Here is a 26,215-nt window from a genome sequence, read left to right as displayed (position 1 = left end):
CAGCTGACAATAATGCTGACTGATACACCGCCATCGCGAGCAGGCTCACTCCTACAGTTTTGTCTATCAGACTTTTCATGAAGGCTTCTGCGAATGCTCGCTGCGTCACTGATTTTCCTGCTGACCATCACCCTCGTCATCTGGCAACCCAAAGGCCTCGGCGTCGGCTGGAGTGCAACGCTGGGCGCCGTGCTGGCGTTGATCTTCGGCGTCGTTCATCTCACGGATATTCCGCTGGTCTGGCAGATCATCTGGAACGCCACCGGCACCTTCGTCGCACTGATCATCATCAGCCTGCTGCTTGACGAGGCCGGCTTTTTCAATTGGGCGGCGCTGCATGTGGCGCGTTGGGGGCGGGGCAGTGGGCGCAAGCTGTTTGCCTTCATGGTGCTGCTCGGCGCGCTGGTCTCGGCGCTGTTCGCCAATGACGGCGCGGCGCTGATTCTCACGCCGATCGTGATTTCAATGCTGCTGGCGCTGCGATTTTCGCCAGCGGCGACCCTGGCCTTCGTCATGGGCGCCGGATTTATCGCCGATACGGCGAGCCTGCCGCTGGTGGTGTCGAACCTGGTCAACATCGTTTCCGCGGACTTCTTCCACATCGGCTTCAACCGCTATGCCGCGGTGATGGTGCCGGTCAACTTCGTCAGCGTTGCGGCGACGTTGGGCATGTTGCTGTGGTTCTTTCGCCGCGACATTCCTGCGTCTTACGACCCTGAACAACTGGAAAACCCGAGCACTGCGATCCACGACAAGGCGACGTTCCAAGCCGGTTGGGCGGTGCTGGTGATCCTCTTGATCGGCTGCTTCGCCCTCGAACCGCTGGGCATTCCGATCAGCGCCATTTCCGCGGTGTGCGCCGCGCTGCTGCTGGGTATCGCCGCGCGCGGCCACAAGATCTCCACGCGCAAAGTGATGAAAGAAGCGCCGTGGCAGATCGTGATTTTCTCGCTGGGCATGTACCTGGTGGTCTACGGCCTGCGCAATGCCGGACTCACCAGTTACCTCGCCGGGTGGCTGGACGTATTCGCCGGCCACGGCGTGTGGGGTGCGGCCATGGGCACCGGGGTTTTGACGGCGCTGTTGTCGTCGATCATGAACAACCTGCCGACCGTGCTGATCGGCTTGCTGTCGATCGACGCGAGTCAGGCCAGCGGGGTGATCAAGGAGGCGATGATCTATGCCAACGTGATTGGCAGCGACTTGGGGCCGAAGATCACCCCGATCGGCAGTCTGGCGACCTTGTTGTGGCTGCATGTGCTGGAGCGCAAGGGCATCCATATTGGCTGGGGCTATTACTTTCGTGTCGGAATTGTGTTGACCGTACCGGTGTTGCTGGTGACGTTGGCGGCGCTGGCTTTGCGGCTTTCGCTGTAGACCGGGCTGACCCCAATCGCGAGCAGGCTCACTCCTACAATTTGAAATGCGTTCCCCTGTAGGAGTGAGCCTGCTCGCGATGACGGTGGCACAGACACCACAGATCTCAGGCTTGGCCGGGCACATTCGGCCAGAGATCCGCCACCAGAAACAACCGCTCCGCCTCTTCCCATTCCCCTTGGGCATTCTCGGTCAGGCGCACCATCAATTGCGCCGGGGCCAGCGCTGGCAGGTCTTGCAGCCACAAACGCAAATGCTCATCCGCCCAGACCTGATCCGCCGGGTAGTGCGCCGGCGCCAGCCAGGCGTGGCGGGGCAGGGGTTGCCAGCGTCCTGGTGGACGTTGCGCGACAAACGCCGGCCAGTCCTGCTGATGCAGCCAACTGCCACGCAGATGTTGCGGATGGGCGCCGTTCGGTGAGTCGGCCTGCCCCGGCCACGGATACAGCAGATAACCGCCCAGCCACAATTGCGCACTGAAGGTTTCGATATCCAGCGCCGCCAGCACTTCGCGGCTTTCCGGGCGCGCCGAGATCGGTAATTGATGCTCGGCCAGATGCGCCAGTTTGCGATCCAGCCGGTCATGGCAACCTGGCCCGAGCCACTGCGCCGGATCGCGGCCATCGCCAGCCTGCGGTCCGAGGTAGAGCTTGATCGCCAGTTCCAGATGGTGCACGCCGTCGCGGTCACGCAGCAGCATGTCGAGTTCGCCGAGGGTGTGCCCGGCGCGGCGGATCGGCAGGTTGGCGGCGATCAGGTCGATGCCCGGTGCGTGCTCCACGGCGAACTGCCACAGGCGTTCGTAATACAGGCCCAGACGCCGGGTGCGCGCCTGGGACAGCCATTGCAGCAGGCCGTAACTGTCGCGGTCGAGCTGACGCAACCAGTGTTCGAGACGCTGCGGGTCGTGCACCCAGTCGCTGCCGGCCAGCGGATGACGCTGCGGCCACGGCGTGTCGGCGAGCATCGGCGGCGCGAGGATCACCCACGCCAGGTCCCGCACTTCGGGATGGCGTAATTGATGGGGCAGCTGAAGCAAATCGGGAAACAGGATCATCTTGCGAGCATAGCCTTAAACCTGAGCCCACCCTTGAGGCTGAAAGGATTTTGTCTATCTGGCGCTTTCGCCCATAATCGGGTTTTCGCGTTTTCGATTGTCCGCAGAGGTCCCATGGAGCAATTTCGTAATATCGGCATCATCGGTCGCCTGGGCAGTTCCCAGGTGCTGGATACCGTCCGCCGACTGAAACGCTTTCTGCTCGACCGTCACCTGCATGTGATCCTCGAAGACACCATTGCTGAAGTCCTGCCGGGCCACGGCCTGCAAACCTCGTCGCGTAAGATGCTCGGCGAAGTCTGCGACATGGTCATCGTCGTCGGCGGTGACGGCAGCCTGCTCGGCGCCGCGCGGGCGCTGGCCAGGCACAATATTCCGGTGCTGGGCATCAACCGTGGCAGCCTTGGCTTCCTCACTGATATTCGCCCGGACGAGCTGGAAATCAAGGTCGCCGAAGTGCTCGACGGCCACTATCTGGTGGAAAACCGCTTCCTGCTGCAAGCCGAAGTGCGTCGCCATGGCGAGGCCATCGGGCAGGGCGATGCCCTCAACGATGTGGTGCTGCACCCGGGCAAATCGACGCGGATGATCGAGTTCGAGTTGTACATCGACGGCCAGTTCGTCTGCAGCCAGAAGGCCGACGGCCTGATCGTCGCCACGCCCACCGGGTCCACTGCCTACGCGTTGTCTGCCGGCGGGCCGATCATGCATCCCAAGCTCGACGCTATTGTGATTGTGCCGATGTACCCCCATACCTTGTCGGGACGGCCAATTGTGGTCGATGGCAACAGTGAGCTGAAAATCGTCGTGTCCAAAGATATGCAGATCTACCCGCAGGTCTCCTGCGACGGCCAGAACCACTTCACCTGCGCACCGGGCGACACCATTACCGTGAGCAAGAAAGCGCAGAAACTGCGCCTGATTCATCCGCTCGATCACAATTACTACGAGGTGTGCCGGACCAAGCTTGGCTGGGGCAGCAAGCTGGGGGGTGGAGGCGACTGATGCTCGATCCCGCGCGCAGTTACGACCTGATCGGTGACGTGCACGGATGCGCTCTGACCCTCGAACACTTGCTGGACCGTCTCGGTTATCACAAGCAGGGCGGGGTCTGGCGCCATCCTTCACGCATGGCGGTGTTCGTCGGCGACATCATCGACCGTGGCCCGCGGATTCGCGAGGCGCTGCATATCGTCCACGACATGGTCGAGGCGGGGCAGGCGCTGTGCATCATGGGCAACCATGAATTCAACGCGCTCGGTTGGGTGACTCCGGCGCCACCGGGCAGCGGCAAGCAGTTCGTGCGCGAACACACCAAGCGCCATGCGCGCCTGCTGCAGGAAACCCTGACGCAATTCGAAAACCATCCGGGCGACTGGCATGACTTCCAGCAGTGGTTCTACGAGCTGCCGCTGTTCGTCGATGCCGGACGCTTCCGCGTCGTCCACGCCTGCTGGGATGCCGGCTTGATCGAGCCGCTGCAGGCGTTGTTCCCCGACGGCTGCGTCGATGAGCATTTCCTCCAGGCGTCGGCGGTTCCCGGCAGTTTCGCCTGCACCGTGTTCGACCGCTTGCTGCGTGGCACAGATATGCGCCTGCCGGGCGGCCTGACCATGACCAGCGGCGACGGTCTGGTGCGTTCGTTCTTCCGCACCAAGTTCTGGGAAGACGACCCCAAAACCTACGGCGATATCGTGTTCCAGCCAGATGCGTTGCCGGAACCTGTCGCGCAAACGCCGTTGACGTCCATAGAAAAGAATTCCCTGCTGCGCTATGGCGTCGACGAACCGCTGCTGTTCGTCGGCCACTACTGGCGCAGCGGCAAACCGGCGCCGATCCGCCCGAACCTCGCGTGCCTGGATTACAGCGCCGTGCTCTACGGCAAACTGGTGGCCTATCGTCTGGATCAGGAAACGCGCCTGGATCCGCAAAAATTCGTCTGGGTCGATGTCGAGCGGCCGGAGGTGCTGCAATGAGTGCGGTAGCGGTATTGCGCCTGCCGTTGGCGGTGGATTTGAGCGGCTTCGTCAAGCTGCTGCAACGTATGCAAGTGCCCCATCGGGTCAGCGAAGAAGCGGGCGAGCAGGTGCTGTGGGCGCCGGAGGAAATCAGCGAGGACGTGCGTTCGCTGTACGAGCGCTTCCCGGCCGGCGACCCGGATCAGCAACTGGACATGCCTGTGGGCCAGACCTTCAAAAGGCCGAGTTTTGCCGAACAGCTGAAACATGCCAAAGCCACCGGATTCATTCTGCTGTTGAGCCTGATCGTCGGCGGTCTGACCTTTCTCGGCGAAAATCTGGAAACGTTGCGCTGGCTGACCTTCCTCGATTTCCGCGTGATCGGCGAGTACATCCACTTCACGCCGCTGGCCGACAGTCTGGCGGCAGGGCAGTGGTGGCGGCTGGTCACGCCGATGCTGATCCACTTCGGCATCCTCCATCTGGCCATGAACGGCATGTGGTACTGGGAGCTGGGGCGGCGCATCGAGTCGCGCCAGGGCAGCATCAACCTGATCGGCCTGACGCTGCTGTTCAGTCTGGTCTCCAACTATGCGCAGTTCGTCTGGAGCGGCCCGAGCCTGTTCGGTGGGCTGTCCGGCGTGCTCTACGGCTTGCTTGGGCATTGCTGGATCTTCCAGTTGCTGGCGCCGAACCCGGCCTATCGCCTGCCGCGCGGTGTGCTGGTGATGATGCTGGTGTGGCTGGTGGTGTGCATGTCCGGGCTGGTCTCGTTGATCGGTTTCGGCCAGATCGCCAACGCCGCGCACCTGAGCGGGTTACTCATCGGATGCTTCACCGGTTTGTTGGGCGGTTTGTATAACCGCCGTAAACTGGCCGTCTAAAATTTTTGCTTCAGTAAAGAGCACGGAGACCCTGATGTCCTCTTTCAACGACATGATCAGCAACATCACCCCGGACATCTACGAGAGCCTGAAACTGGCCGTGGAAATCGGCAAATGGTCGGACGGCAACAAACTCACCGCCGAACAGCGCGAGCTGTCGTTGCAGGCGATGATCGCCTGGGAAGTCCAGAACCTGCCGGAAGACCAGCGCACCGGTTACATGGGCCCGCAGGAATGTGCGTCGAAGTCGATCGAAGTGCCGAACATCCTGTTCAAGTCGGATGCCATCCATTGATCGAGATTGGCCGCGGTGCAATCAGCAAAATGTCGGCGCGCCTGGACGGGCCGAACGTGCAGTACGCGTTTCGTCTGGATGACGTCGAGGTGCCGGTCAATCCGTTGATCGGCAGCACGCTGCGTCTGGAGTTCCTGGGCGCGATCCATTGCAGCCATTGCGGGCGCAGGACCAAAACCAGTTTCAGTCAGGGCTATTGCTACCCGTGCATGACCAAACTGGCGCAATGCGACCTGTGCATCATGAGCCCCGAGCGCTGCCATTTCGACGCCGGCACCTGCCGCGATCCGGAGTGGGGCGAGAAATTCTGCATGACCGACCATGTGGTTTACCTGGCCAATTCGTCAGGCATCAAGGTTGGCATCACCCGTGCTACGCAGTTGCCGACCCGCTGGCTCGATCAGGGCGCGAGTCAGGCGCTGCCGATCATGCGCGTGTCGACACGCCAGCAATCGGGGTTTGTCGAAGACCTGTTCCGCAGTCAGGTGGCGGACAAGACCAACTGGCGCGCGCTGCTCAAAGGTGATGCGGCGGCGGTGGATCTGGCGCAGGTGCGCGATCAGTTGTTCGAAAGCTGCGCCGAAGGCCTGCAAGGTTTTCAGGAGCGATTCGGCCTACAGGCAATTCAGACGATTGCCGATGTCGAACCGCTGGAAATCCGCTATCCCGTCGAACAATACCCGGCGAAAATCGTCAGCTTCAACCTGGACAAGAACCCGATTGCCGAAGGCACGCTGCTGGGGATCAAGGGCCAGTACCTGATCTTCGACACCGGCGTGATCAACATTCGTAAATACACGGCCTACCAGCTCGCCGTGCATCAATAAGGATTCCAGCATGCGCACCGAACAACCGAAGATGATTTACCTCAAGGACTATCAGGCGCCCGAGTACCTGATCGACGAAACGCACCTGACCTTCGAGTTGTTCGAGGACCACAGCCTGGTTCACGCGCAACTGGTGATGCGCCGCAACCCCGAGCGCGGCGCCGGCCTGCCGCCGCTGGTGCTCGACGGCCAGCAACTGGAGCTGATCTCGGTGACGCTGGCGGACCAGGAGCTGAGCGCTGCCGACTATCAAGTCTCCGACAGCCACCTGACCCTGCAGCCAACCAGCGAGACGTTCACGCTCGACACCAGCGTGCGCATCCACCCGGAAACCAATACCGCGCTGGAAGGCCTGTACAAGTCCGGCACGATGTTCTGCACCCAGTGCGAGGCCGAAGGCTTCCGCAAGATCACCTATTACCTCGACCGCCCGGACGTGATGAGCAAGTTCACCACCACAGTGGTGGCCGAACAGCACAGCTACCCGGTGCTGCTCTCTAACGGTAACCCGATCGCTTCCGGCCCTGGCGAAGACGGCCGGCACTGGGCGACCTGGGAAGATCCGTTCAAGAAACCGGCGTACCTGTTTGCACTGGTCGCCGGTGATCTGTGGTGCGTCGAAGACACCTTCACCACCATGAGCCAGCGCAATGTCGCGCTGCGCATTTACGTCGAGCCGGAAAACATCGACAAGTGCCAGCACGCGATGAACAGCCTGAAGAAATCCATGCGCTGGGATGAAGAGGTCTACGGTCGCGAGTACGATCTGGACATCTTCATGATCGTCGCGGTCAACGATTTCAACATGGGCGCGATGGAGAACAAGGGCCTCAACATCTTCAACTCCAGCGCCGTGCTGGCCCGCGCCGAAACCGCCACCGACGCCGCGCATCAGCGGGTCGAGGCGATCGTAGCCCACGAATATTTCCACAACTGGTCGGGCAACCGCGTGACCTGCCGCGACTGGTTCCAGCTGTCGCTCAAGGAAGGCTTCACGGTGTTCCGCGACGCCGGTTTCTCCTCGGACATGAACTCGGCGACGGTCAAGCGCATTCAGGACGTGGCCTATCTGCGCACCCACCAGTTCGCCGAAGATGCCGGCCCCATGGCCCACGCCGTGCGCCCGGACAGCTTCATCGAGATTTCCAACTTCTACACCCTGACCGTGTACGAAAAGGGTTCGGAAGTGGTTGGCATGATCCACACCTTGCTCGGTGCCGAAGGTTTCCGTAAGGGCAGCGATCTGTATTTCGAACGCCACGATGGTCAGGCCGTGACCTGTGACGATTTCGTCAAGGCCATGGAAGACGCCAATGGCGTCGACCTCAGTCAGTTCAAGCGCTGGTACAGCCAGGCCGGCACGCCACGTCTGGCAGTGTCCGAGTCCTATGACGCCGCCGCGAAAACCTACAGCCTGACCTTCCGCCAGAGCTGCCCGCCGACTCCGGACAAGGTGGAAAAACTACCGTTCGTGATTCCGGTCGAGCTCGGCCTGCTCGACAGCCAGGGCAACGAAATCGCCCTGCGTCTGGCTGGTGAAGCCTCGGCACAAGGCACCACTCGGGTGATTTCGGTCACCGAAGCCGAACAGACCTTCACTTTCGTTGACATCAACGAACAGCCGCTGCCGTCGCTGCTGCGTGGCTTCTCGGCGCCGGTGAAACTGAGCTTCCCGTATAACCGCGATCAACTGATGTTCCTCATGCAGCACGACAGCGACGGCTTCAACCGCTGGGATGCCGGTCAGCAATTGTCGGTGCAAGTGCTGCAGGAACTGATCGCTCAGCATCAGAAGGGCGAGAGCCTGACGCTCGATCCGCGTCTGGTGTCGGCGCTGCGCACGGTGCTGTCCGACGAGTCGCTGGATCAGGCGATGGTTGCCGAAATGCTCTCGTTGCCGGGTGAGGCTTATCTGACCGAGATCAGCGAAGTGGCCGACGTCGAGGCGATTCATGTCGCGCGCGAATTTGCCCGCAAGCAACTGGCCGAAGGCTTGTTCGAAGCGCTGTGGCTGCGTTATCAGGCCAACCGCGATCTGTCGAAAAAGACTCCGTACGTAGCCGAGGCCGAGCACTTCGCCCGACGCGCGCTGCAGAATATTGCCCTGTCGTACCTGATGCTCAGCGGCAAGCCGGAAGTCCTGGCGGCGGCGCTGGAGCAGTTCGAGACGGCCGACAACATGACCGAGCGCCTGACCGCGCTGGCGGTGCTGGTCAACTCGCCGTTCGAAGAGCAGAAGGCCGCGGCTTTGGCCAGTTTCGCCGAGCACTTCAAGGACAATCCGCTGGTCATGGATCAGTGGTTCAGCGTGCAGGCCGGCAGCACCTTGCCAGGCGGGCTGGAGCGCGTGAAGGCATTGATGCAGCACCCGGCGTTCAACATCAAGAACCCGAACAAGGTGCGCGCACTGATCGGCGCCTTCGCCGGGCAGAACCTGATCAACTTCCACGCGGCGGACGGCTCCGGCTATCGCTTCCTCGCCGATCTGGTGATCGAACTGAACGGCTTCAACCCACAGATCGCTTCACGCCAACTGGCGCCGCTGACCCGCTGGCGCAAATACGACAGCGCGCGTCAGGCGCTGATGAAGGGTGAGCTGGAGCGGATCCTGGCGTCCGGAGCGTTGTCCAGCGACGTGTATGAAGTGGTAAGCAAAAGCCTGGCGTAACCCGATCCTGTAGGAGCTGTCGAGTGAAACGAGGCTGCGATCTTTTGATTTTGATGATCACCGCCCCTCACCCTAACCCTCTCCCAGAGGGAGAGGGGACTGACCGAGGTGCCTTTTTCTATCCGCCGACCTGAATTACCGAGTCGAACTCAGGATCTGGAAAGCCCTCGATCGGCTCCCTTTCCCCCTCTCCCATTGGAAGAGGGCAAAGCAGACACAAAAATGCCGCTCAACGAGCGGCATTTTCATTGGCACAACAACCAGCTATTTACGCAGATCAAACCGGTCCAGATTCATCACCTTCGTCCATGCCTTGACGAAATCGTTGACGAACTGCGTCTTCGCGTCGGAACTGGCATACACCTCGGCCAAGGCGCGCAATTGCGCATTCGAGCCGAACACCAGATCCACCCGCGTCGCCGTCCATTTCGCCGCTCCGGTCTGGCGATCACGACCCTCGAACTCGTCGGCATCCCGCGAGGTCGGCGTCCACTCCACACCCATGTCCAGCAGGTGGGTGAAGAAGTCATTGCTCAGCGCTTCGGTTTGGTCGGTGAACACGCCATGCCGGGTCTGCCCGACGTTGGTGTTCAACACCCGCAGACCACCCACCAGTACGGTCATTTCCGGCGCGGTGAGGGTGAGCAATTGCGCCTTGTCGATCAGCAGGGTTTCCGCCGCAACCGTGTATTTGCCTTTGCTGTAATTGCGGAAACCGTCGGCGATCGGTTCGAGGAAGCCGAACGATTCGACATCGGTCTGCTCCTGCGAAGCATCGACGCGGCCCGGTGAGAACGGCACCGACACCGAATGCCCGGCGTTTTGCGCGGCTTTCTCCACCCCGGCATTGCCGGCCAGCACAATCAAGTCGGCCAGCGAGATCTTCTTGCCACCGGCCGCGCCGTTGTTGAAGTCGTTCTGAATGCCTTCGAGTGTGCTCAGCACCTTGTCCAGTTGCTCCGGCTGGTTGGCCTGCCAGAACTTCTGTGGGGCCAGACGCAAGCGCCCGCCGTTGGCACCGCCGCGCTTGTCCGAGCCGCGGAAGGTCGACGCTGCCGCCCACGCGGTGGAGACCAGTTGCGAGACCGACAGTCCTGAATCCAGCACCTTGTTCTTCAGCGCCGTGGCGTCGCTGTCATCGATCAGCGCATGCGTTACGTCGGGCAGCGGATCTTGCCAGAGCAACTCCTCTTGCGGCAGTTCCGGGCCGAGGTAGCGAGAGAGTGGCCCCATGTCGCGATGGATCAGCTTGTACCAGGCGCGGGCGAACGCGTCGGCGAGCTGATCGGGATTGGCCAGGAAGCGTCGCGAGATCTGCTCATAGGCTGGATCGAAACGCAGCGCCAGGTCGGAGGTGAGCATGGTCGGCGAGAGCTTCTTGTTCGGATCGTGAGCGTGGGGAACGGTGCCGGCACCGGCGCCGTTTTTCGGTTGCCACTGATTGGCGCCCGCCGGGCTTTTGCTCAGCTCCCATTCGAAGCCGAACAGGTTTTCCAGATAGTTGTTGCTCCACTGTGTTGGCGTGGTGGTCCAGGTGACTTCCAGGCCGCTGGTGATGGTGTCGGCGCCTTTCCCGGTGCCGAAAGCGTTTTTCCAGCCCAGACCTTGTTGTTCAAGGCCGGCCGCTTCCGGTTCGGCACCGACATTGTCGGCAGGGCCGGCGCCGTGGGTCTTGCCGAACGCATGACCGCCGGCGATCAGCGCCACGGTTTCTTCGTCGTTCATGGCCATGCGGCCGAAGGTTTCGCGAATGTCCTTGGCCGAGGCCACCGGGTCCGGGTTGCCTTCAGGACCTTCCGGGTTCACGTAGATCAAGCCCATCTGCACGGCGGCGAGGGGATTTTCCAGATTGCGTTCGCCCTGATCGGTGCGGCTTTCTTCGCGGCCATGCAAGTCGGGCTCAGCCACCAGTGTGCCGTCGCCGGGTTCCTGCACCGGGCCGTTGCTTTTGCCATAACGGTTGTCGCCGCCGAGCCACTCGGTTTCCGAGCCCCAATAAACGTCTTCATCCGGTTCCCAGACATCCGCGCGGCCGCCGGAGAAACCGAAGGTCTTGAAGCCCATGGATTCCAGGGCGACGTTGCCGGTGAGCACGATCAGGTCGGCCCAGGAAATATTGCGTCCGTATTTTTGCTTGATCGGCCAGAGCAGGCGGCGGGCCTTGTCGAGGCTGACGTTGTCCGGCCAGCTGTTGAGCGGCGCAAAGCGTTGCTGACCGGAACCGGCACCACCCCGGCCATCGGCGGTGCGATAGGTCCCGGCGCTGTGCCAGGCCATGCGCACGAACAACGGACCGTAATGGCCGAAGTCGGCTGGCCACCAGTCCTGGGAGTCGGTCATCAGCGCTTTGATGTCTTGTTTCAGAGCCTGGAAGTCGAGGCTTTTGAAGGCTTTGGCGTAGTCGAAGTCCTGGCCCAGCGGATCGGACTTGGGTGAATGCTGGCTGAGGATCTTGAGGTTGAGTTGGTTCGGCCACCAGTCACGGTTCGTCGTACCGCCACCGGCGGCGTGGTTGAACGGGCATTTCGATTCGTTTGCCATGTTCGTATCCCTATCAGGTCTGCGGCCGGCTCGTGCCGACTTCGGACTGGTAAGGCTAGACCCGAGTTGGCAACTCGGCTAATAGCCCGACTATTGGACACTGATAGGCAAACTCTTTCGCCGCACATGCAGGAGCTGCCGAAGGCTGCGTTTTTTTGATCTTGTTGTTCACCGATAAATCAAAAGCAAAGATCGCAGCCTTCGGCAGCTCCTACAGGGGTTAGCTCGATTGCGCGGTCTCGTCCTCCGGCACGTCGTCGAGGATGTCGTCCTGGCCAGGCAATTCGGTGATGACGCTGAAGTCGCTGACTTCGACCGCGCCATTCCCATACCCCAACAAATGAAACGAAAAGGCCTTGCGCGGTTGTGGGTTGTCGAAACTGAAATCCATCTCCAGTGGCTGATCCGCCGTGGCGACCATTTCTGCCGGCAGACCCAGTTGCACGTCCTGTTCGAATTCCTTGGCCTTGAGCTGAATGTACGCCGCCTGCTGCGGGTCGACCGAACGCACGGTGAGGCGTACGCGGGTGTGTGAGCCTTTGGGCATTTCCAGGTACTGCGCGCCGATCAGGTTGTCGGCCCAGTCATCCTTTATCTGCGCTTGCAGAGGGATGATGTTGTTGCTGCCGAACTGGTAGCGATGGTTGAGCGGCGTGCGCAGCAAGGACAGGTCCAGGGCGTCGGCGCGCGCGGCGATCTGCCGGGCCGGGTGGCCGCTGTAGGTGCCTTTGTAGGTGGCGCTTTCGGCGATGAAGCCGGGGCTTTGGTAATAGCGGCAGCGGCGCGGCAGGTCGCACTCGGAGAAAATGCCCTGACCGTTGTGGTAGCGCAGTTTGCCGTTAGTGAACGACATGATTTCGCGCCCGGAATCGTAGTCGCGAAACAGCGACCGGCCGCTCAGCGCCGTCGGCACCGGCAGGTCGAAATAGTCGAGGATCGAAGTGCTCAGATCGACGTGGCCGTACACCCCGGCATTCAGGCGCGGCAGTTGCGCCTGTTCCGGTGCCAGTGTCAGATTGAAACCCCATGAAGAGGCCAGCCGCACGCCGTCGATGCCGTGGGATTCATCCGAGGTGATCACCACCAGTGTGTCTTTCAGAATGCCCTGGCGTTCCAGCCCCGAAAGAAACTGATCCAGCGCATCGTCGAGGTAACCGACGGCGGCCTGCTTCGGCGTCTCATAGCGCTGCAGGTAATCGTCCGGTGCGGAGTAGGGCTGGTGGGTGCCGACTGTCAGCAGCGTGAGCATCCACGGCTGTTTGTGCTTTTTCAGTTGGCCGACGTAATCCAGCGCGCCTTCGAAAAACGCCTTGTCATCCTTGCCCCACGGGAACTCCAGATAGTTGCTGTTGCTGAACCATTCCAGGCCATGGGTTGCATCGAAACCGATGTGCGGCATGATCTTGTCTTTGGCCATGAAACGCAGTCCGGCGCCCTGTAAATAGTGGGTGCTGAAACCGTGCTCGCGCAGCTGCGCCGGCAGGCAGGCCTGATTGCGCTCGTTGAGAGTGAGCATTTCCACGCCCTTGGGCGTGCCGTTGTTGAGCTTGTCGTAGTCACCGCAGAGCATGGCGTACAGACCGCGAATGGTCTGATGGGTGTGCAGCACGTAATCCGGCGTGTTCATGCCGCGCTCGGCCCAGCGGCTGAGGTTGGGCATCAGGTCTTCCTGATAATGACTGCCGATCGCCTCGCGGTTGGCACGGATGTAGGCGCCGGGAATGCCTTCCAGGGCGATGATCAACACGTTGCGCGCCTGACCCGGCGCGGTCAGCAGCTTCTGGCCATTGAGGTCGACGTCGGTGAGCCCCGCCATTGCGGGCGTCGGCTCTTCGAGGTCACCGTCCAGCCATTCCTCGGCCTGGATCTGCAGGTCGGCGACTTCACTGGCGAGCAGTTGATGCGGCAGGTTGTACAGGCGCCATGCGTCGCCGTCGTTCGGCCACAGGTTTTGCGCAGCCCAGTGTGCGGCGAACAACACCATTGGCGCTGCCCAGAACGCGCGCGGCAGTGCCGGACGAGACAGACCACGTCCGGCCACTTGAGTGAGCAGCCAGAAACTCAATGCCCCCAACAAAGCGAAAGCCAGGGCAGGGTGCGCAAGTCCGCCGCCGGTGGAATTCTCGACGAACTGCGGGTCGATCAAATAGTGAATATCCGAAGGCGTCGGCAGGCGGCCGACGGCGCTGACCAGTTCTGCGGTGGCGATCGCCAGCAGCGCCCAGAACACCAGCACCGGCAAGGCCAGCCAACATGCGCGACGATGCAGTGCTACCACCAGCAGACTGCCGACGGCCAGGTCCGATAAAAAGCCCAGCGGTGTCGACCAGCCCAACGCCGCGCGCAGGCACACCGGCACGATCAGTACCAGAACGATCAGGGAAAGGAGGCGAGCATTCGGCCGCCGCAGCCAGTTGAAAAGAGCACTCACAAAAAAGGCCTGCATGTCATCAAAGGGTCAGAAAAGTGTGGGTGATGATACCAAGGACAGGCCGGCTGATCGGCTTTTTAAACCTGCGGCTGGCGATCCTTTAAATGTCGTGGACCCAGATCGGGCAAGGGTTCTGGACGTATTGCCGCTTTACAGTCAGCGCAGTTTTTTGTTTCAGACTGTTGTAAGTACGTCCGCCTGTCGCGATATCCACGCAACAGACAGCAAACCGCTCAGTGCTATCGATATGCGATAAAGATATTTAATTTCTATTTTTTATAGCTATAAAGTCAGGCCTTTCAGCCCACCCCCATGCTGCGAGGTTGTCATGGCCACACCGTTCAAACGTTCTGCGCTGACTCTGTTGGCCGCCACTCTGGCAGCGGGTGCGCTGTTTAGTAGCGGCGCTCAGGCCGAAGGCAAAATCAGCATCGCCCAGCAATTCGGCATTGGTTACCTGATTCTCGACGTCGTGCGCGATCAACAACTGATCGAGAAACACGGCAAGGCCCAAGGCCTGGAGATCAAGGTCGACTGGAACAGCATTTCCGGCGCCACGGCGATGAACGAGGCGCTGCTGACCGGGGCGCTGGACGTGGTCTCGGCCGGCGTGCCGCCGATGCTCACCGTGTGGGACCGCACCAAGGGCAAACAGAACGTCAAAGCCATCGCCGCGCTGGGCTCGATGCCCAATTATCTGCTGACCAACAACCCGAACATCAAAACCCTGAAGGACTTCAGCGACAAGGATCGCATCGCCGTGCCAGCCGCGGGCGTAGGCTTCCAGTCGCGCACGCTGCAGATCGAAACCGCCAAGGAATTCGGCGACGACCAGTTCAAGAAATTCGATAACATTTCGGTCAGCCTGCCGCACCCGGACGCCACCGCCGCGCTGATCGCCGGCGGCTCGGAAATCAACTCGCATTTCTCCAGCCCACCGTTTCAGTATCAGGCGCTGCAAAACCCTAACGTGCACAAAGTGCTGAGTTCCTACGACATCCTCGGCGGCCCGGCGACGTTCAACGTGCTCTACACCACAGAAAAATTTCACGACGAAAACCCGAAAACCTACAAGGCGTTCTACGACGCACTGACTGAAGCCGAGAAGATCATCAAGGCCGACAAACCCGCCGCCGCCCAGGCCTATATCCGCGTAGAACAATCGAAACTGCCGCTGGCCCTGGTCGAGCAAATCGTCAAAGACCCGGAAATCGACTTCACCGTCGTACCGCAACGCACGTTCATCTATGCCGAGAAATTGCAGGAACTGGGTGTGTTGAAAAACAAGGCGGCGAGCTGGAAGGATTACTTCTTTGAAGAGGCGCATGGTGGCGCGGGGAGTTGAGGAATCGGCCATCACCCGGAACTACTGTAGGAGTGAGCCTGCTCGCGAAAGCGTCAGGTCATTCGACATTTTCGTGACTGACGCACCGTGATCGCGAGCAGGCTCGCTCCTACAGGGGATTTGTGGCGGATGCGAAATGGGGCATCACCCGGAACTAGTGTAGGAGCGAGCCTGCTCGCGATGGCGACAGGTCATTCGACATTTTCGTGACTGACACACCGTGATCGCGAGCAGGCTCGCTCCTACAGGGGATTTGTGGCGGATGCGAAATGGGGCATCACCCGGCACTACTGTGGGAGCGAGCCTGCTCGCGAAAGCGGAGTTTCAGCCACAGGTGATTTGCCTGACCTGACGCCATCGCGAGCAAGCTCGCTCCCACAGGTTTTTCTGCCAGGCGAACAGCATGTCCGTCAGCGATCAATGCGTCTTGCTGTGATCGTGGCCGCCCATGTTGGTCAGCGCGCGAACCGGTGCTTTGACCTCAATGATTTCTTTCTCGCCCTTGGCGTTTTCCACGGTCAGGGTCAGCGGCACGCTTTCGCCTTCCTTCAACTGACCGGTCAGGCCCATCAGCATGACGTGGTAGCCGTTCGGGTCGAAGCTCACGGCTTTGCCGGCGGGCAGGTCAACCGACTTCACCGGGCCCATGGTCATGACGTCGTTCTTCATGCTCATCTCATGAATCTGCACGTCCTTGGCCAGTGGCGAGGCGACGCTGAGCAGCTTGCTGTCGCTGTCGGCAGTGACGGTCATGAACGCGCCGCTGGCGGACTGGGTCGGCACGGTTGCACGGACCCAGGCGTCGTCGACTTTGGTCTGCGCGGACGCCTGGAAGGCCAGACCGAGCAGGGACAGTGCACATACGGTGCGTTTGAGGTGATTCAGAACGGGATGCATCAGCAGACCTCCATAACAGTAAGCAAATCTTCCGTGCACTCTTGGGCTGTCAGCGAAGTGGACAGGCCCAGGCGCAACTCACCACGCGAGTCGTAGACGTAGCTGGTGGACGTATGGGAGATGGTGTAGGTGTCGCCGGCCGGGACTTTTTCGTAGAACACGTCGAATTCCTTGGCGGTGGCCTTGGTTTCCTCAAGCGTGCCGTACAGCGCGACGAAGCTCGGGTCGAAGGCTTTGACGTAGGCGTCGAGGATCTGCGGCGTGTCGCGTTCGGGATCGAGGGTGATGAACACCACTTGCAGGCGGTCGCCGTCGCGGCCCATGAGTTTCTTGATCTGCGCGGCGCGGGCCAGGGTGGTGGGGCAAACGGCCGGGCATTGGGTGAAGCCGAAAAAGATCATCGGCATCATCCCGCGAAAGCTCGACAGCGACATGGTTTCGCCTTCAGGGTTCTTCAGCTTGAAGGTGCGTCCGAGGATCTTGTCGCTCAGATCCTTGCCGTACTTGTACGACAGTTGGCCACGGGTATCGCAACCGGCGAGCAGGCCGAGCCCGAGCACGCCCATTCCCGCAAGTACCTTGCGGCGAGTCAACAAAGCCGTCATCTAATACCGCCTTTTGCAGCCCGCAAGTCGGCAGGACTGGCGGGGGGTTAACCGTAAAAGCGCCGCATGATAGCAAACTGAGGCTGATCGCCGGCCGCCGATCGCCGCGCGGTGCCGGATCGGGCGACAAAAGGTGTAAGAAGAAATGACCGAAGATCAGCGCAGCGCCGGCTCCTCCGTCTGCCAGCCACCGCCCAGCGCGGTGTACAGATTGACCTCTGCAACCAGTTGCGCGAGGCGGTCGCTGATCAAGGCTTGTTGCGAAGTGAACAGCGAACGCTGCGCATCGAGAAAGGTCAGGCTGCTGTCGACGCCGTTGCGATAACGGTTCTGCGCCAGGTTGTAGTAGTCCTGCGTGGCTTGCACCAGATCGCGCTGGGCCTGCAGTTGCTGCGCATAGGTGCTGCGCGCCGCCAGTCCGTCGGCGACTTCCTGAAACGCCGTCTGGATCGACTTTTCATACTCGGCGACGGCCACGTCTTTTTGCAGCCGCGCGTAGTCCAGACTCGCCCGCAGGCTGCCGGCATTGAAGATCGGCAGGCTGATCTGCGGCTGGAACGTCCACGCGCCGGAGCCTGCGCTGAACAACCCGGAGAGATCGCGACTGGCGGTGCCGGCACTGGCGGTCAGGCTCACGCTGGGGAAAAACGCTGCGCGCGCCGCGCCGATGTTGGCGTTGGCGGCTTTGAGCCGGTATTCGGCCTGGAGAATGTCCGGGCGCCGTTGCAACAGATCCGACGGCAGCCCGGCCGGCAGCGGCGATACCAGCTCACTGGCCAGTGGCAGCGCCGGCAATTGCTCGGGTACCGGCGCACCCACCAGTAAGGTCAGGCTGTTCAGGTCCTGGGCGACCAGACGCTGATAGCGCGCCAGATTGCCCCGCGAACTGTCGACGCTGGTCCGCGCCTGCGCCTGTTCCAGCGCCGAAGACTTGCCAGCCTCACGGTTGCGCGTGGTCAGGTGCAGGCTCTGCTCGTCCGCGGCGAGGGTGTCGCGGCTCAATTCCAGCAATTGCTCATCGGCGCGCCAGGTCAGATAGGCGCTGGCAACGTTGGCCACCAGACTCAGCTCGGCACTGCGTCGCGCCTGCTCAGTGGCGAGCCAGCTCTGCAACGCTTGTTCGCTGAGGCTGCGCACCCGACCGAACAGATCCAGCTCATAAGCACTGATGCCCAGATTGACCGTGTACGCCGAGGTGATTTGCGCCGGGCCGCCGGTGACGCTGGACGGCAGGCGCTGGCGCAACTCGTTGGCGTTGGCCGACACCGCCGGCAGCAGGTCGGCGCGCTGAATGCGGTATTGCGCCTGAAACGCCTGAACATTCAGCGCTGCCACGCGCAGGTCGCGATTATTGCTCAGCGCGGTTTCGATCAGTTGCTTGAGGGCCGGGTCGTTGAACAGCGTGTGCCAGTCTTCGCGGTTCGTGGTCGGCTGGGTCGCCACCGGGTACTGCGCGGCGCTTGGCGACGGCGGTCGCTCATAATCAGGGATCAGCGAACACCCGGCCATGAGTAGAGCCGTGCACAGTAGGGGAAGGCGTAAGCTCGAACACCTGCGTTTCGGCTGCACATGCGGTAAAGGTCGAGAAGGGTTCAAGCGCCGGCCATCCATTTTGCCAGGCCATGTCGCCCGCTGACACCCAGTTTGGCGGCAGCGCGCTTGAGATACGTCTCGATCGAGCTGTTCTTGACCCGCAGTTTTTCCGCCATTTGCGGCACGGTGGCGCCGGTCAGCAGACCCAGACAGACTTCCTTCTCGCGGGCCGACAGGACAATGGTGCTCAACGCCAGCCGCTCATCGAAGACCTGCGCCAGCGGCGCCTGCTCCAGCTCGGCCAGCGCCGGGCGAGGCAAGCGGGCGAGGCTTTGTCGGGTCATTTGCGCGTGCCGCTCGATCAGCGGCAGCAAGGTGTCGGACAGGCTTTTCAGAAACGCCAGCTCCGGCAGGGAGAACACCCGCTGGGTATGCGGCCGGTACACCGAGATCACACACCGGCGATTGGACGTGCGTGACACCAGATTGCATTGATGCACGCCGTGTTGCGGATGGCGTGGCAGCAAGGAGGCTTTCAACTGGATCAGCAGTGAGTCGTTCATCTCGATCATTTTCTGCAACAGCGGATGATCGTCCGGGCGCTCGATCGCTGCATGGCATTCGCCAGCCGAAGACAGGCCCGCACAGCCCAGCGGTTTGATCTCGACCACGCTGGCCTGACGCTCATCCAGCGTCCACTCACTGAGGTCGAGGCGGTTGACCGGCACCAATGTGTCGACCAACTGGAACATGTTGCTGGCGAAATGATCGTCGCCGGTGCTGGCTATCAACTCTCCAAGTTGCCAGTAGAAGTGCGGGTTTTCCATGTTGCGAATACTGCCGGTCAGATTCATATCCTTCTCATCCCTGGTTCAGAGTCATCACCGCTTCGTCTACCGTTCATGCACACGTCACCGCGCAATCATTTCTCCTTGAACTGAGCTGCAGCGGAATTTAATCCTATGCATTTGTCCTGCGTCTGTAGGGGAAAACAGGGACACAAAGTGCCACTATTTCCGCTGAGATGCTGATGGCAGGCGGCTGCGCTCAATCGGCGTGCGTGACTGATGAGTCATGCCGAACGCCCGGATTATCGGCAGATGAAGTCTTCCCGGCGTCGACTGCCCAGCGAAAAGCGCTACCGCGAAATGGTGTTTTTCCTACAGATTTTTCAGTCGTTGCTTCAGCAAGCAGGGCGCGGCGCGCCTGAGTTCGGGGGGGGCAGGGCGAGTGGGGCAGGGAAGCGTTGCGCTTGTCCGGGTTTCAGGTGTCATCCCGTAAACGGGGCCGATGCTTGAATATCCGGCAAATCACATGAGATGGATCTTATGCAGCCTACTTCTGCTCCCGCAGCGGACGATCTGTCCGTGCCTCGCGAAACCTTTGCGCTGACCGCCGCCCAACGAGATATCTGGCTCGATCAACTCAGTCGCGGTGATTCGCCGCTGTACAACATTGGCGGATACGTAGAGCTAAATGGCCCGCTAGACCCAGCGGTCATGCAGGCAGCGCTGCAATCGCTGGTCGCCAACAATGATGCGTTACGCACCGTCCTGTTGCCGGGCGCCGGCGCCGATGGCATGCCCCTGCAAACTTTCGCCTCGACGATGCCGGTGGCCGTTCCGCTGTTTGATCTATCGGCGCTGGACGATGCGCAAGCGGCGGCGCAGGCGTTGGTAAAGCAGCAAATGCAGCAGGTCTATCGCCTGGACGGCGAGCCGTTGTTCCGTTTCTGTCTGATTCGTCTGGACGAAGAGCGTCATTGGCTGGCGACCCAGGCCCATCACCTGATTCTCGACGGTTGGGGCTTTGGCCAGATGCTCAAGTCGCTGGGCGAGATCTACAGTGCACTGAGCGAGGGACAACCAGCGACCCTTTCGGCGCCGTCCTATGTCGATTTCATTGCCGACGACGCGCGCTATCAGGGTTCGGATCGGCACGCCCGCGATCGCGCCTATTGGCTGGACAAGTACCGGACGCCGCCGGAGCCGTTGCTCCTGCCGCGCCATCGTCAGGATTCCGGCCAAGTGTCGCGAGCGGCGCAGGCACATGTGCAAGTCATGCCCGAGTTGCTGCATCAGCGCATGCAGCAAGCGGCGCGACAGCATGGCGCTTCGGCGTTTCATGTTTTCTTGGCGGCCTTGCACGTGTATTTCAGCCGCACCGCGCAACGCGACGATTGGGTGGCGGGCCTGCCGATTCTCAACCGCTCCGGTGCGCATTTCAAAACCACCCTCGGCCTGTTCGCCCAGGTCAGCGCGGTGCGCCTGGATTTTGCTCGGGACTTGCCATTTGCGCAGTTGGTGCAAGCCATCGCCGCGCAGCTGAAACAGGATCTGCGCCATCAGCGGTTTTCCCTGAGTGAAATGAATCGCGCGCTCGGCTTGCTGCGCGAGGACCGCGCCCAATTGTTCGAAGTATCGGTGTCCTACGAGCAGGACGACCACGATTACCGCTACGGCGCGGCCTCGGCGCGCACCGTCAAAGTCTCCAACGGCCACGAAGCCACACCGCTGGCGATCCATCTGCGCAGCAATCGCTTCGACGCTCAGGCCTGGCTGCATCTGGTCTACGACCAGGCGTACTTCGATGCCCAGGAAGTTGAAGCGCTGGGCGCACGGTTGCTGTTGATCCTCGAGCAGGGGCTGGAGCAACCGGCGGTGTCGACGGCAGAGTTCGGTCTGAGCACCGCAGACGAAGCGCAGCTGTTGCAGCAATGGAACGACACGCGGATGGATTTTCCGCAGGGCCAGACCATTGCCCAGCGTTTCAGCGCGCAAGCAGACCAGCGCCCTGACGCCATCGCTGCTGTTTATCAAGGGCAGCAACTTACCTATGGCCAACTCAACAGCCAAGCCAATGACCTCGCCCGACATCTGCTTGAACTCGGGGTAAAACCCGATGATCGCGTCGCCGTGGTCGCCCGGCGCGGGCTCGATACGCTGGCGGGACTGCTCGCTGTGCTCAAGGCCGGCGCCGCTTATGTGCCGATCGACCCGGCGCAGCCGCGCGAGCGTTTGAGCTATTTGCTGACGGACAGCGCACCGCTGGCCGTGCTGATCCACAGTGATTTGCGCGCTCGCTTGCCCCTGCTGCAGGTGCCGGTGATTGCCCTTGATCAACCTGATTGGCCGACCGCCAACGAGGCCGACCCGGTAGTGGCGGGATTGACCGTGGCCAACCTCGCCTACGTGATTTACACCTCCGGCTCCACCGGCCTGCCCAAAGGCGTAATGGTCGAGCATCGCACGTTGGGCAATCTGATCGACTGGCATTGTGAGGCCTTCAGCCTCGGCCCCGGCCAGCACACCTCCAGCCTCGCCGGATTCGGCTTCGACGCGATGGCCTGGGAAATCTGGCCGGCCCTGTGTGCTGGCGCGACCCTGCATCTGGCACCGGCCCGTGAAGGCAGCGAAGACATCGATGCGCTGCTGACTTGGTGGCGTTCGCAACCGCTGGATGTGAGTTTCCTGCCCACGCCCGTCGCCGAATATGTCTTCAGCCGCAAAATCAAGCATCCGACCCTGCGCACCCTGTTGATCGGCGGCGATCGTCTACGCCAGTTCAATCGTGCGCAGTCATTCGAGGTGATCAACAACTACGGCCCGACCGAGGCCACTGTGGTCGCGACGTTCGGCAGAATCGAGCCAGGACGAGCGCTGCATATCGGCCGACCAGTGAGCAACGCCACGGTGCATGTCCTCGACCAACAGCAGCGGCCACTGCCGATCGGCGTTACCGGCGAGCTGTACATCGGCGGCGCCGGTATTGCCCGGGGATACCTGAATCGCCCGGAGCTGACCGCCGAACGCTTTCTGCGCGACCCGTTCAGTACTGACCCGGCGGCGCGCCTGTATCGCAGCGGCGATCTGGTGCGCTGGCGCGCCGACGGCACCCTTGAATATCAGGGGCGCAGCGATGATCAGGTGAAAATCCGTGGTGTGCGTGTGGAACCGGGCGAAGTCGAGGCCGCGCTGAGTCGCCATGACGCGGTTCAGGAGGCAGTGGTGCTGGCGCGGGACGGCCAGTTGCTGGCGTGGTTCAGCGAACGCCGACCGGTGCAAGTCCTTGAGTTGCACACCTTTCTGCAAGCGCATTTGGCCAGTGCCCTGCTGCCGCAGGCGTACGTGCGTGTGCCGGCGATGCCGCTGACCGCCAATGGCAAAATCGACCGCAAGGCCTTGCCGGCCCCGGGCGCTGAAGCGTTGATACGCCGTGAATATGAAGCGCCGCAGGGCGAAGTGGAAAGCGCATTGGCGCAGATCTGGGCCGAGGTTTTGCAAGTAGCGCGAGTCGGGCGCCACGATCATTTCTTCGAACTGGGCGGGCACTCGCTGCTGGCAGTGAGCCTGATCGAACGTATGCGTCAGCTCGGCATGACTTGTGATGTGCGCGTGTTGTTTGGCCAACCGACGCTCGCCGCACTGGCGGCGGCCGTTGGCAGTGGACGAGAAATCGAAGTGCCGGCCAATCGCATTGCCGCCGGTTGCACCGCGATCAGCCCCGACATGCTGGCGCTGATCGAGCTGGATCAGGCCACTCTCGATCGCGTTGTCGCCAGCGTGCCCGGCGGCGCGGCCAACGTGCAGGATATCTACCCGCTGGCGCCGTTGCAGGACGGCATCCTTTATCACCACATCACCGCCGCGCAGGGCGATCCGTACCTGCTGCAATCACATCTGGCGTTTGCCAGTCTGGAGCGCGTCGAGGCCTTCGCCGACGCTTTGCGTGCGGTCATGGCGCGCCACGACATTCTGCGCACCGCGGTGGTCTGGGAGGGGCTGGTCACGCCAGTGCAAGTGGTGCTGCGCCACGCCGAACTGCCGCTGCAGGAGATCGAAATCGATCCTGCCCAAGGCGACGTTCTTGAGCAATTGCATCAGCGCTTCGATGCCCGACGCTATCGCCTCGACGTCAGTCAGGCACCGCTGCTGCGCTTGCTGTTTGCCCATGATCCCGCCAACTCGCGGCTGGTCGGCGTGTTGCTGTTCCATCACCTCGCGCTCGATCACATAGCCCTTGAAGTACTGCGCGCAGAAATGTCCGCCAGCCTCGCCGGACTGCGCGAGCCTCCGCCGCCGGCGGTGCCGTACCGCAATTATGTGGCGCAAGCGCGGCTGGGCGTCAGCGAAGCGGAACATGAGGACTTCTTCCGTGAAATGCTCGGCGATATCGATGAGCCGACCTTGCCGTTCGGTTTGCACGACGTACAAGGCGATGGCCGGGGTATCGAAGAATCGCAGCAACATCTGGCCAGCGAACTGGATGGCCGACTGCGCCAGCAGGCGCGCCGACTCGGTGTCAGCGTCGCCAGCCTGATTCATCTGGCCTGGGCGCGGGTACTGGCGGCAACCTCGGGGCAGGAGCGCGTGGTGTTCGGCACGGTGTTGATGGGCCGCATGCAGGGCGGCGCCGGCGCTGATCGTGCGTTGGGGGTGTTCATCAATTCCTTGCCGTTGCGCGTCGATGTCGACGCTGCGGCGCGAACCGCCGTGCAGGCGACCCACCGGCGCTTGACCGGTTTGCTCGGGCACGAACACGCATCGCTGGCACTGGCCCAGCGCTGCAGCGGCGTGGTCGCGCCGATGCCGCTGTTCAGCGCACTGCTCAACTATCGCCACAGCGAGCGGCAGCTCGGCCAGGCAGAAGGGCCGCAGTGGCAGGGCATCGAAACCCTCGCCAACGAAGAACGCACCAACTACCCGCTGACCCTGAGCGTCGACGATTTTGGCGATGGTTTGCAGTTGACCGCCAGAGCCGTGACCAGCATCGGCGCGCGCCGCATCGGCGACTACATGCACACGGCCCTGGGCGGGCTGATCGAGGCACTGGAGCATGACTCGGATCTGCCGCTGAGCCGACTGCCGATTCTGTCACCGGCAGAGCGCGACCAGTTGCTGACCCGCTTCAACGCCACCGCAGTTGACTGCCCACTCGAGCAACCGCTCCACGTTTTGTTCGAGCAGCAGGTGCAACGCCGGCCGGATGCAATCGCGTTGCAGGCCGGCGATGCACAACTGAGCTGGCGGGAACTCAACGAACAGGCCAACCGTCTGGCCCGTCACCTGCGTGAGCAAGGCGTGGGACCCGATGCGCGGGTGGCGATCTGTGTCGAGCGCAGTCTCGAACTGGTGATCGGCCTGCTGGCGATTCTCAAGGCCGGTGGCGCCTACGTGCCGCTGGACCCGGATTATCCGCTGGCGCGTCTTGAATTCATGCTGCGCGACAGTGCTCCGGCAGCAGTGCTGCTGCATGCAGCGACCCGCGACCTGCTGCGTGACACGGATGTAACCGTGGTCGACCTCGACCGCAGCACCTGGGACGAGGCATCAAGCGACAATCTGCAGGTGGCGGACCTGAGTGCGGCGAATCTGGCTTACATGATCTATACCTCGGGCTCCACCGGCACGCCCAAGGGCGTGATGATCGAGCATCGCAGTGTCTGCAACCTGATGCACTGGGGCTCGCAGATCCGCCCGCCAACCGAGGACGGCGCGCTGTTGCAAAAGGCGCCGTTCAGTTTCGACAGTTCGGTATGGGAGATTTTCTGGCCGTTGAGCGCCGGTCTGCGCCTGGTGCTGGCGCGCCCCGACGGCAACCGCGATTCGGCCTACGTCACGCAAGTGATTCGTGAACAGCGCATCAGCGTGGTCAAGTTCGTCCCGGCGTTGTTGCAGCAGTTCCTCGAGCAGGAAGACGTCAGCAGCTGCACCAGCCTCACCGACGTGTTCTGCGGCGGCGGCGACCTGACCATCGCCATGGTCCGTGCCGTGCGCGACCGCTTGCCGTGGGTGCGCCTGCACAATGTGTACGGCCCGACCGAAACCACGGTCGACAGCAGCGCCTGGACCCTCGAACCCCATGAACCGCTGCCCGAGCGGGTCATCCCGATCGGCAAGGCACTGTGCAACACGCGGCTGTATGTGCTCGATCGCAACGATCAGCCGGTGCCACTGGGCGTCAGCGGCGAGTTGCACATCGCAGGCGTTGGCGTCGCCCGCGGTTATCACCAGTTGCCGCAGGTCCAGGCCGAACGCTTCATCGACAGCCCATTTGTGGCGGGTGATCGCTTGTATCGCAGCGGTGATCGGGTGCGCTATCAGGCAGACGGCAATCTCGAGTTTCTCGGCCGCACCGACTTCCAGCTGAAACTGCGCGGCCTGCGTCTGGAACCGGGAGAAATCGAAGCGCGGCTGCTCGAGCATGCTGCCGTGCGCCAGGCCGTGGTGCTGGTGCGCGATGAGCGCCTGGTCGCCTATTTCACCGTGGGCGAAGGCCACCCGGCGCCTGCCATCGAAGCGCTGCGTGAGCATGTCTTGCAGCAATTGCCCGAGTACATGGTGCCAGCCGCCTTCGTGCTGCTGGCGGCGATGCCACTGACGCCGAATGACAAGGTTGATCGCAAGGCCTTGCCGGCCCCCGGCGCCGAACACCTGCTCAGCCGCGCCTACGTGGCGCCCGAGGGCGACCTCGAACAGGCCGTGGCGCGGGTCTGGGCCGAGACGCTGGGCATCGAGCAGATCGGGCGCAACGACAATTTCTTCGAGTTGGGCGGGCATTCGTTGCTGGCGGTGAGTCTGGTGGCACGCATGCGTCAGGCCGGGCTGCACGTCGACGCCCGCACGCTGTTCAGCCAGCCGACGCTGGCGGCACTGGCGGCGCAGACCTCGCGGCAGACGCACAAGGTCGACATCGCGCCCACCACCATTCCGCAGCTCAACCGCAAGCGGCGGATCTGACCGCGCCAGGGCGTCTGCGCTGCTGTGCGGAGCGGGGCTTGTCCCGGCTTCCCATGTC

General features: G+C 62.0%; 16 protein-coding genes. 9 read left to right on the top strand and 7 right to left on the bottom strand.

The annotated features are described in order from the left end of the window. Positions 1 to 93 precede the first annotated feature (93 nt). Complete coding sequence (locus AEQ63_RS04930) at positions 94 to 1,377, top strand: arsenic transporter (protein ID WP_064362003.1); 1,284 nt, start codon at positions 94 to 96, stop codon at positions 1,375 to 1,377. Positions 1,378 to 1,483: 106 nt separating this feature from the next. On the opposite strand, the gene AEQ63_RS04925 is transcribed toward AEQ63_RS04930, so the two are convergent. Continuing rightward, a complete protein-coding gene (locus AEQ63_RS04925; protein WP_064362002.1) occupies positions 1,484 to 2,434 on the bottom strand; it encodes a DUF1853 family protein in 951 nt (316 codons plus the stop codon). A 114-nt stretch (positions 2,435 to 2,548) separates the two neighbouring features. Between AEQ63_RS04925 and AEQ63_RS04920 the strand changes: the two genes are divergently transcribed. From AEQ63_RS04920 to pepN, 6 genes are read left to right on the top strand one after another with little or no spacing between them, the layout of a single operon-like run. Next, the gene (locus AEQ63_RS04920) at positions 2,549 to 3,439 is read left to right on the top strand and encodes an NAD(+) kinase (protein WP_041480619.1); all 891 of its coding nucleotides are present in this window, start codon (positions 2,549 to 2,551) and stop codon (positions 3,437 to 3,439) included. Further along, the gene (locus tag AEQ63_RS04915; protein WP_064362001.1) at positions 3,439 to 4,410 is read left to right on the top strand and encodes a metallophosphoesterase; all 972 of its coding nucleotides are present in this window, start codon (positions 3,439 to 3,441) and stop codon (positions 4,408 to 4,410) included. The genes AEQ63_RS04920 and AEQ63_RS04915 overlap by 1 nt, the downstream gene beginning before the upstream one ends. Beyond that, positions 4,407 to 5,276, top strand: a complete 870-nt coding sequence (locus tag AEQ63_RS04910; RefSeq protein WP_064362000.1) for a rhomboid family intramembrane serine protease — start codon at positions 4,407 to 4,409, stop codon at positions 5,274 to 5,276. Before AEQ63_RS04915 ends, AEQ63_RS04910 begins: the two co-directional genes overlap by 4 nt. 34 nt (positions 5,277 to 5,310) lie before the next feature. Next, positions 5,311 to 5,571, top strand: coding sequence for a YeaC family protein (locus tag AEQ63_RS04905; RefSeq protein ID WP_064361999.1), 261 nt, complete (start codon positions 5,311 to 5,313; stop codon positions 5,569 to 5,571). After that, a complete protein-coding gene (locus AEQ63_RS04900; protein ID WP_064361998.1) occupies positions 5,568 to 6,398 on the top strand; it encodes a DUF2797 domain-containing protein in 831 nt (276 codons plus the stop codon). Before AEQ63_RS04905 ends, AEQ63_RS04900 begins: the two co-directional genes overlap by 4 nt. A gap of 10 nt (positions 6,399 to 6,408) precedes the next feature. Beyond that, positions 6,409 to 9,066, top strand: a complete 2,658-nt coding sequence (gene pepN / locus AEQ63_RS04895; RefSeq protein ID WP_064361997.1) for an aminopeptidase N — start codon at positions 6,409 to 6,411, stop codon at positions 9,064 to 9,066. Positions 9,067 to 9,330: 264 nt separating this feature from the next. Here pepN and katG read toward each other — a convergent pair whose 3' ends face one another. Together katG and AEQ63_RS04885 are read right to left on the bottom strand one after the other, a co-directional pair. Further along, the gene (katG, locus tag AEQ63_RS04890; RefSeq protein ID WP_064361996.1) at positions 9,331 to 11,607 is read right to left on the bottom strand and encodes a catalase/peroxidase HPI; all 2,277 of its coding nucleotides are present in this window, start codon (positions 11,605 to 11,607) and stop codon (positions 9,331 to 9,333) included. 220 nt (positions 11,608 to 11,827) lie between these two features. Further along, positions 11,828 to 14,038 carry an LTA synthase family protein gene (locus AEQ63_RS04885; RefSeq protein ID WP_064362054.1) on the bottom strand — a complete coding sequence of 737 codons (2,211 nt, stop codon included), beginning with the start codon at positions 14,036 to 14,038 and terminating at the stop codon, positions 11,828 to 11,830. 328 nt (positions 14,039 to 14,366) lie between these two features. On the opposite strand from AEQ63_RS04885, the gene AEQ63_RS04880 reads away from it, so the two are divergent. Beyond that, complete coding sequence (locus AEQ63_RS04880; RefSeq protein ID WP_064361995.1) at positions 14,367 to 15,383, top strand: ABC transporter substrate-binding protein; 1,017 nt, start codon at positions 14,367 to 14,369, stop codon at positions 15,381 to 15,383. A 417-nt stretch (positions 15,384 to 15,800) separates the two neighbouring features. Here the strand turns inward: AEQ63_RS04880 and AEQ63_RS04875 are convergent, their stop codons facing one another. The 4 genes from AEQ63_RS04875 to AEQ63_RS04860 all read right to left on the bottom strand — a co-directional run bounded on the left by AEQ63_RS04875 (position 15,801) and on the right by AEQ63_RS04860 (position 19,272). Further along, on the bottom strand, positions 15,801 to 16,280 hold the full coding sequence (locus AEQ63_RS04875; RefSeq protein WP_064361994.1) for a copper chaperone PCu(A)C: 480 nt from the start codon (positions 16,278 to 16,280) through the stop codon (positions 15,801 to 15,803). Continuing rightward, on the bottom strand, positions 16,280 to 16,885 hold the full coding sequence (locus AEQ63_RS04870) for an SCO family protein (protein ID WP_016774221.1): 606 nt from the start codon (positions 16,883 to 16,885) through the stop codon (positions 16,280 to 16,282). Before AEQ63_RS04870 ends, AEQ63_RS04875 begins: the two co-directional genes overlap by 1 nt. A gap of 156 nt (positions 16,886 to 17,041) precedes the next feature. After that, positions 17,042 to 18,454, bottom strand: coding sequence for an efflux transporter outer membrane subunit (locus AEQ63_RS04865; protein WP_330219469.1), 1,413 nt, complete (start codon positions 18,452 to 18,454; stop codon positions 17,042 to 17,044). 23 nt (positions 18,455 to 18,477) lie between these two features. After that, positions 18,478 to 19,272 (bottom strand): helix-turn-helix transcriptional regulator, encoded by a 795-nt coding sequence (locus AEQ63_RS04860; protein ID WP_064361992.1) that lies wholly within the window; start codon positions 19,270 to 19,272, stop codon positions 18,478 to 18,480. A gap of 474 nt (positions 19,273 to 19,746) precedes the next feature. On the opposite strand from AEQ63_RS04860, the gene AEQ63_RS04855 reads away from it, so the two are divergent. Continuing rightward, positions 19,747 to 26,157: a non-ribosomal peptide synthetase gene (locus tag AEQ63_RS04855; protein WP_064361991.1), complete on the top strand. Its 6,411-nt coding sequence runs from the start codon at positions 19,747 to 19,749 to the stop codon at positions 26,155 to 26,157. Positions 26,158 to 26,215 lie beyond the last annotated feature (58 nt).

It is taken from the genome of Pseudomonas sp. RIT-PI-o, assembly GCF_001297215.1.
GTDB lineage: Bacteria > Pseudomonadota > Gammaproteobacteria > Pseudomonadales > Pseudomonadaceae > Aquipseudomonas > Aquipseudomonas moraviensis_A.
Note: the sequence above shows the minus strand (reverse complement) of the source record. Positions and strands in the feature narration are given on the sequence as shown.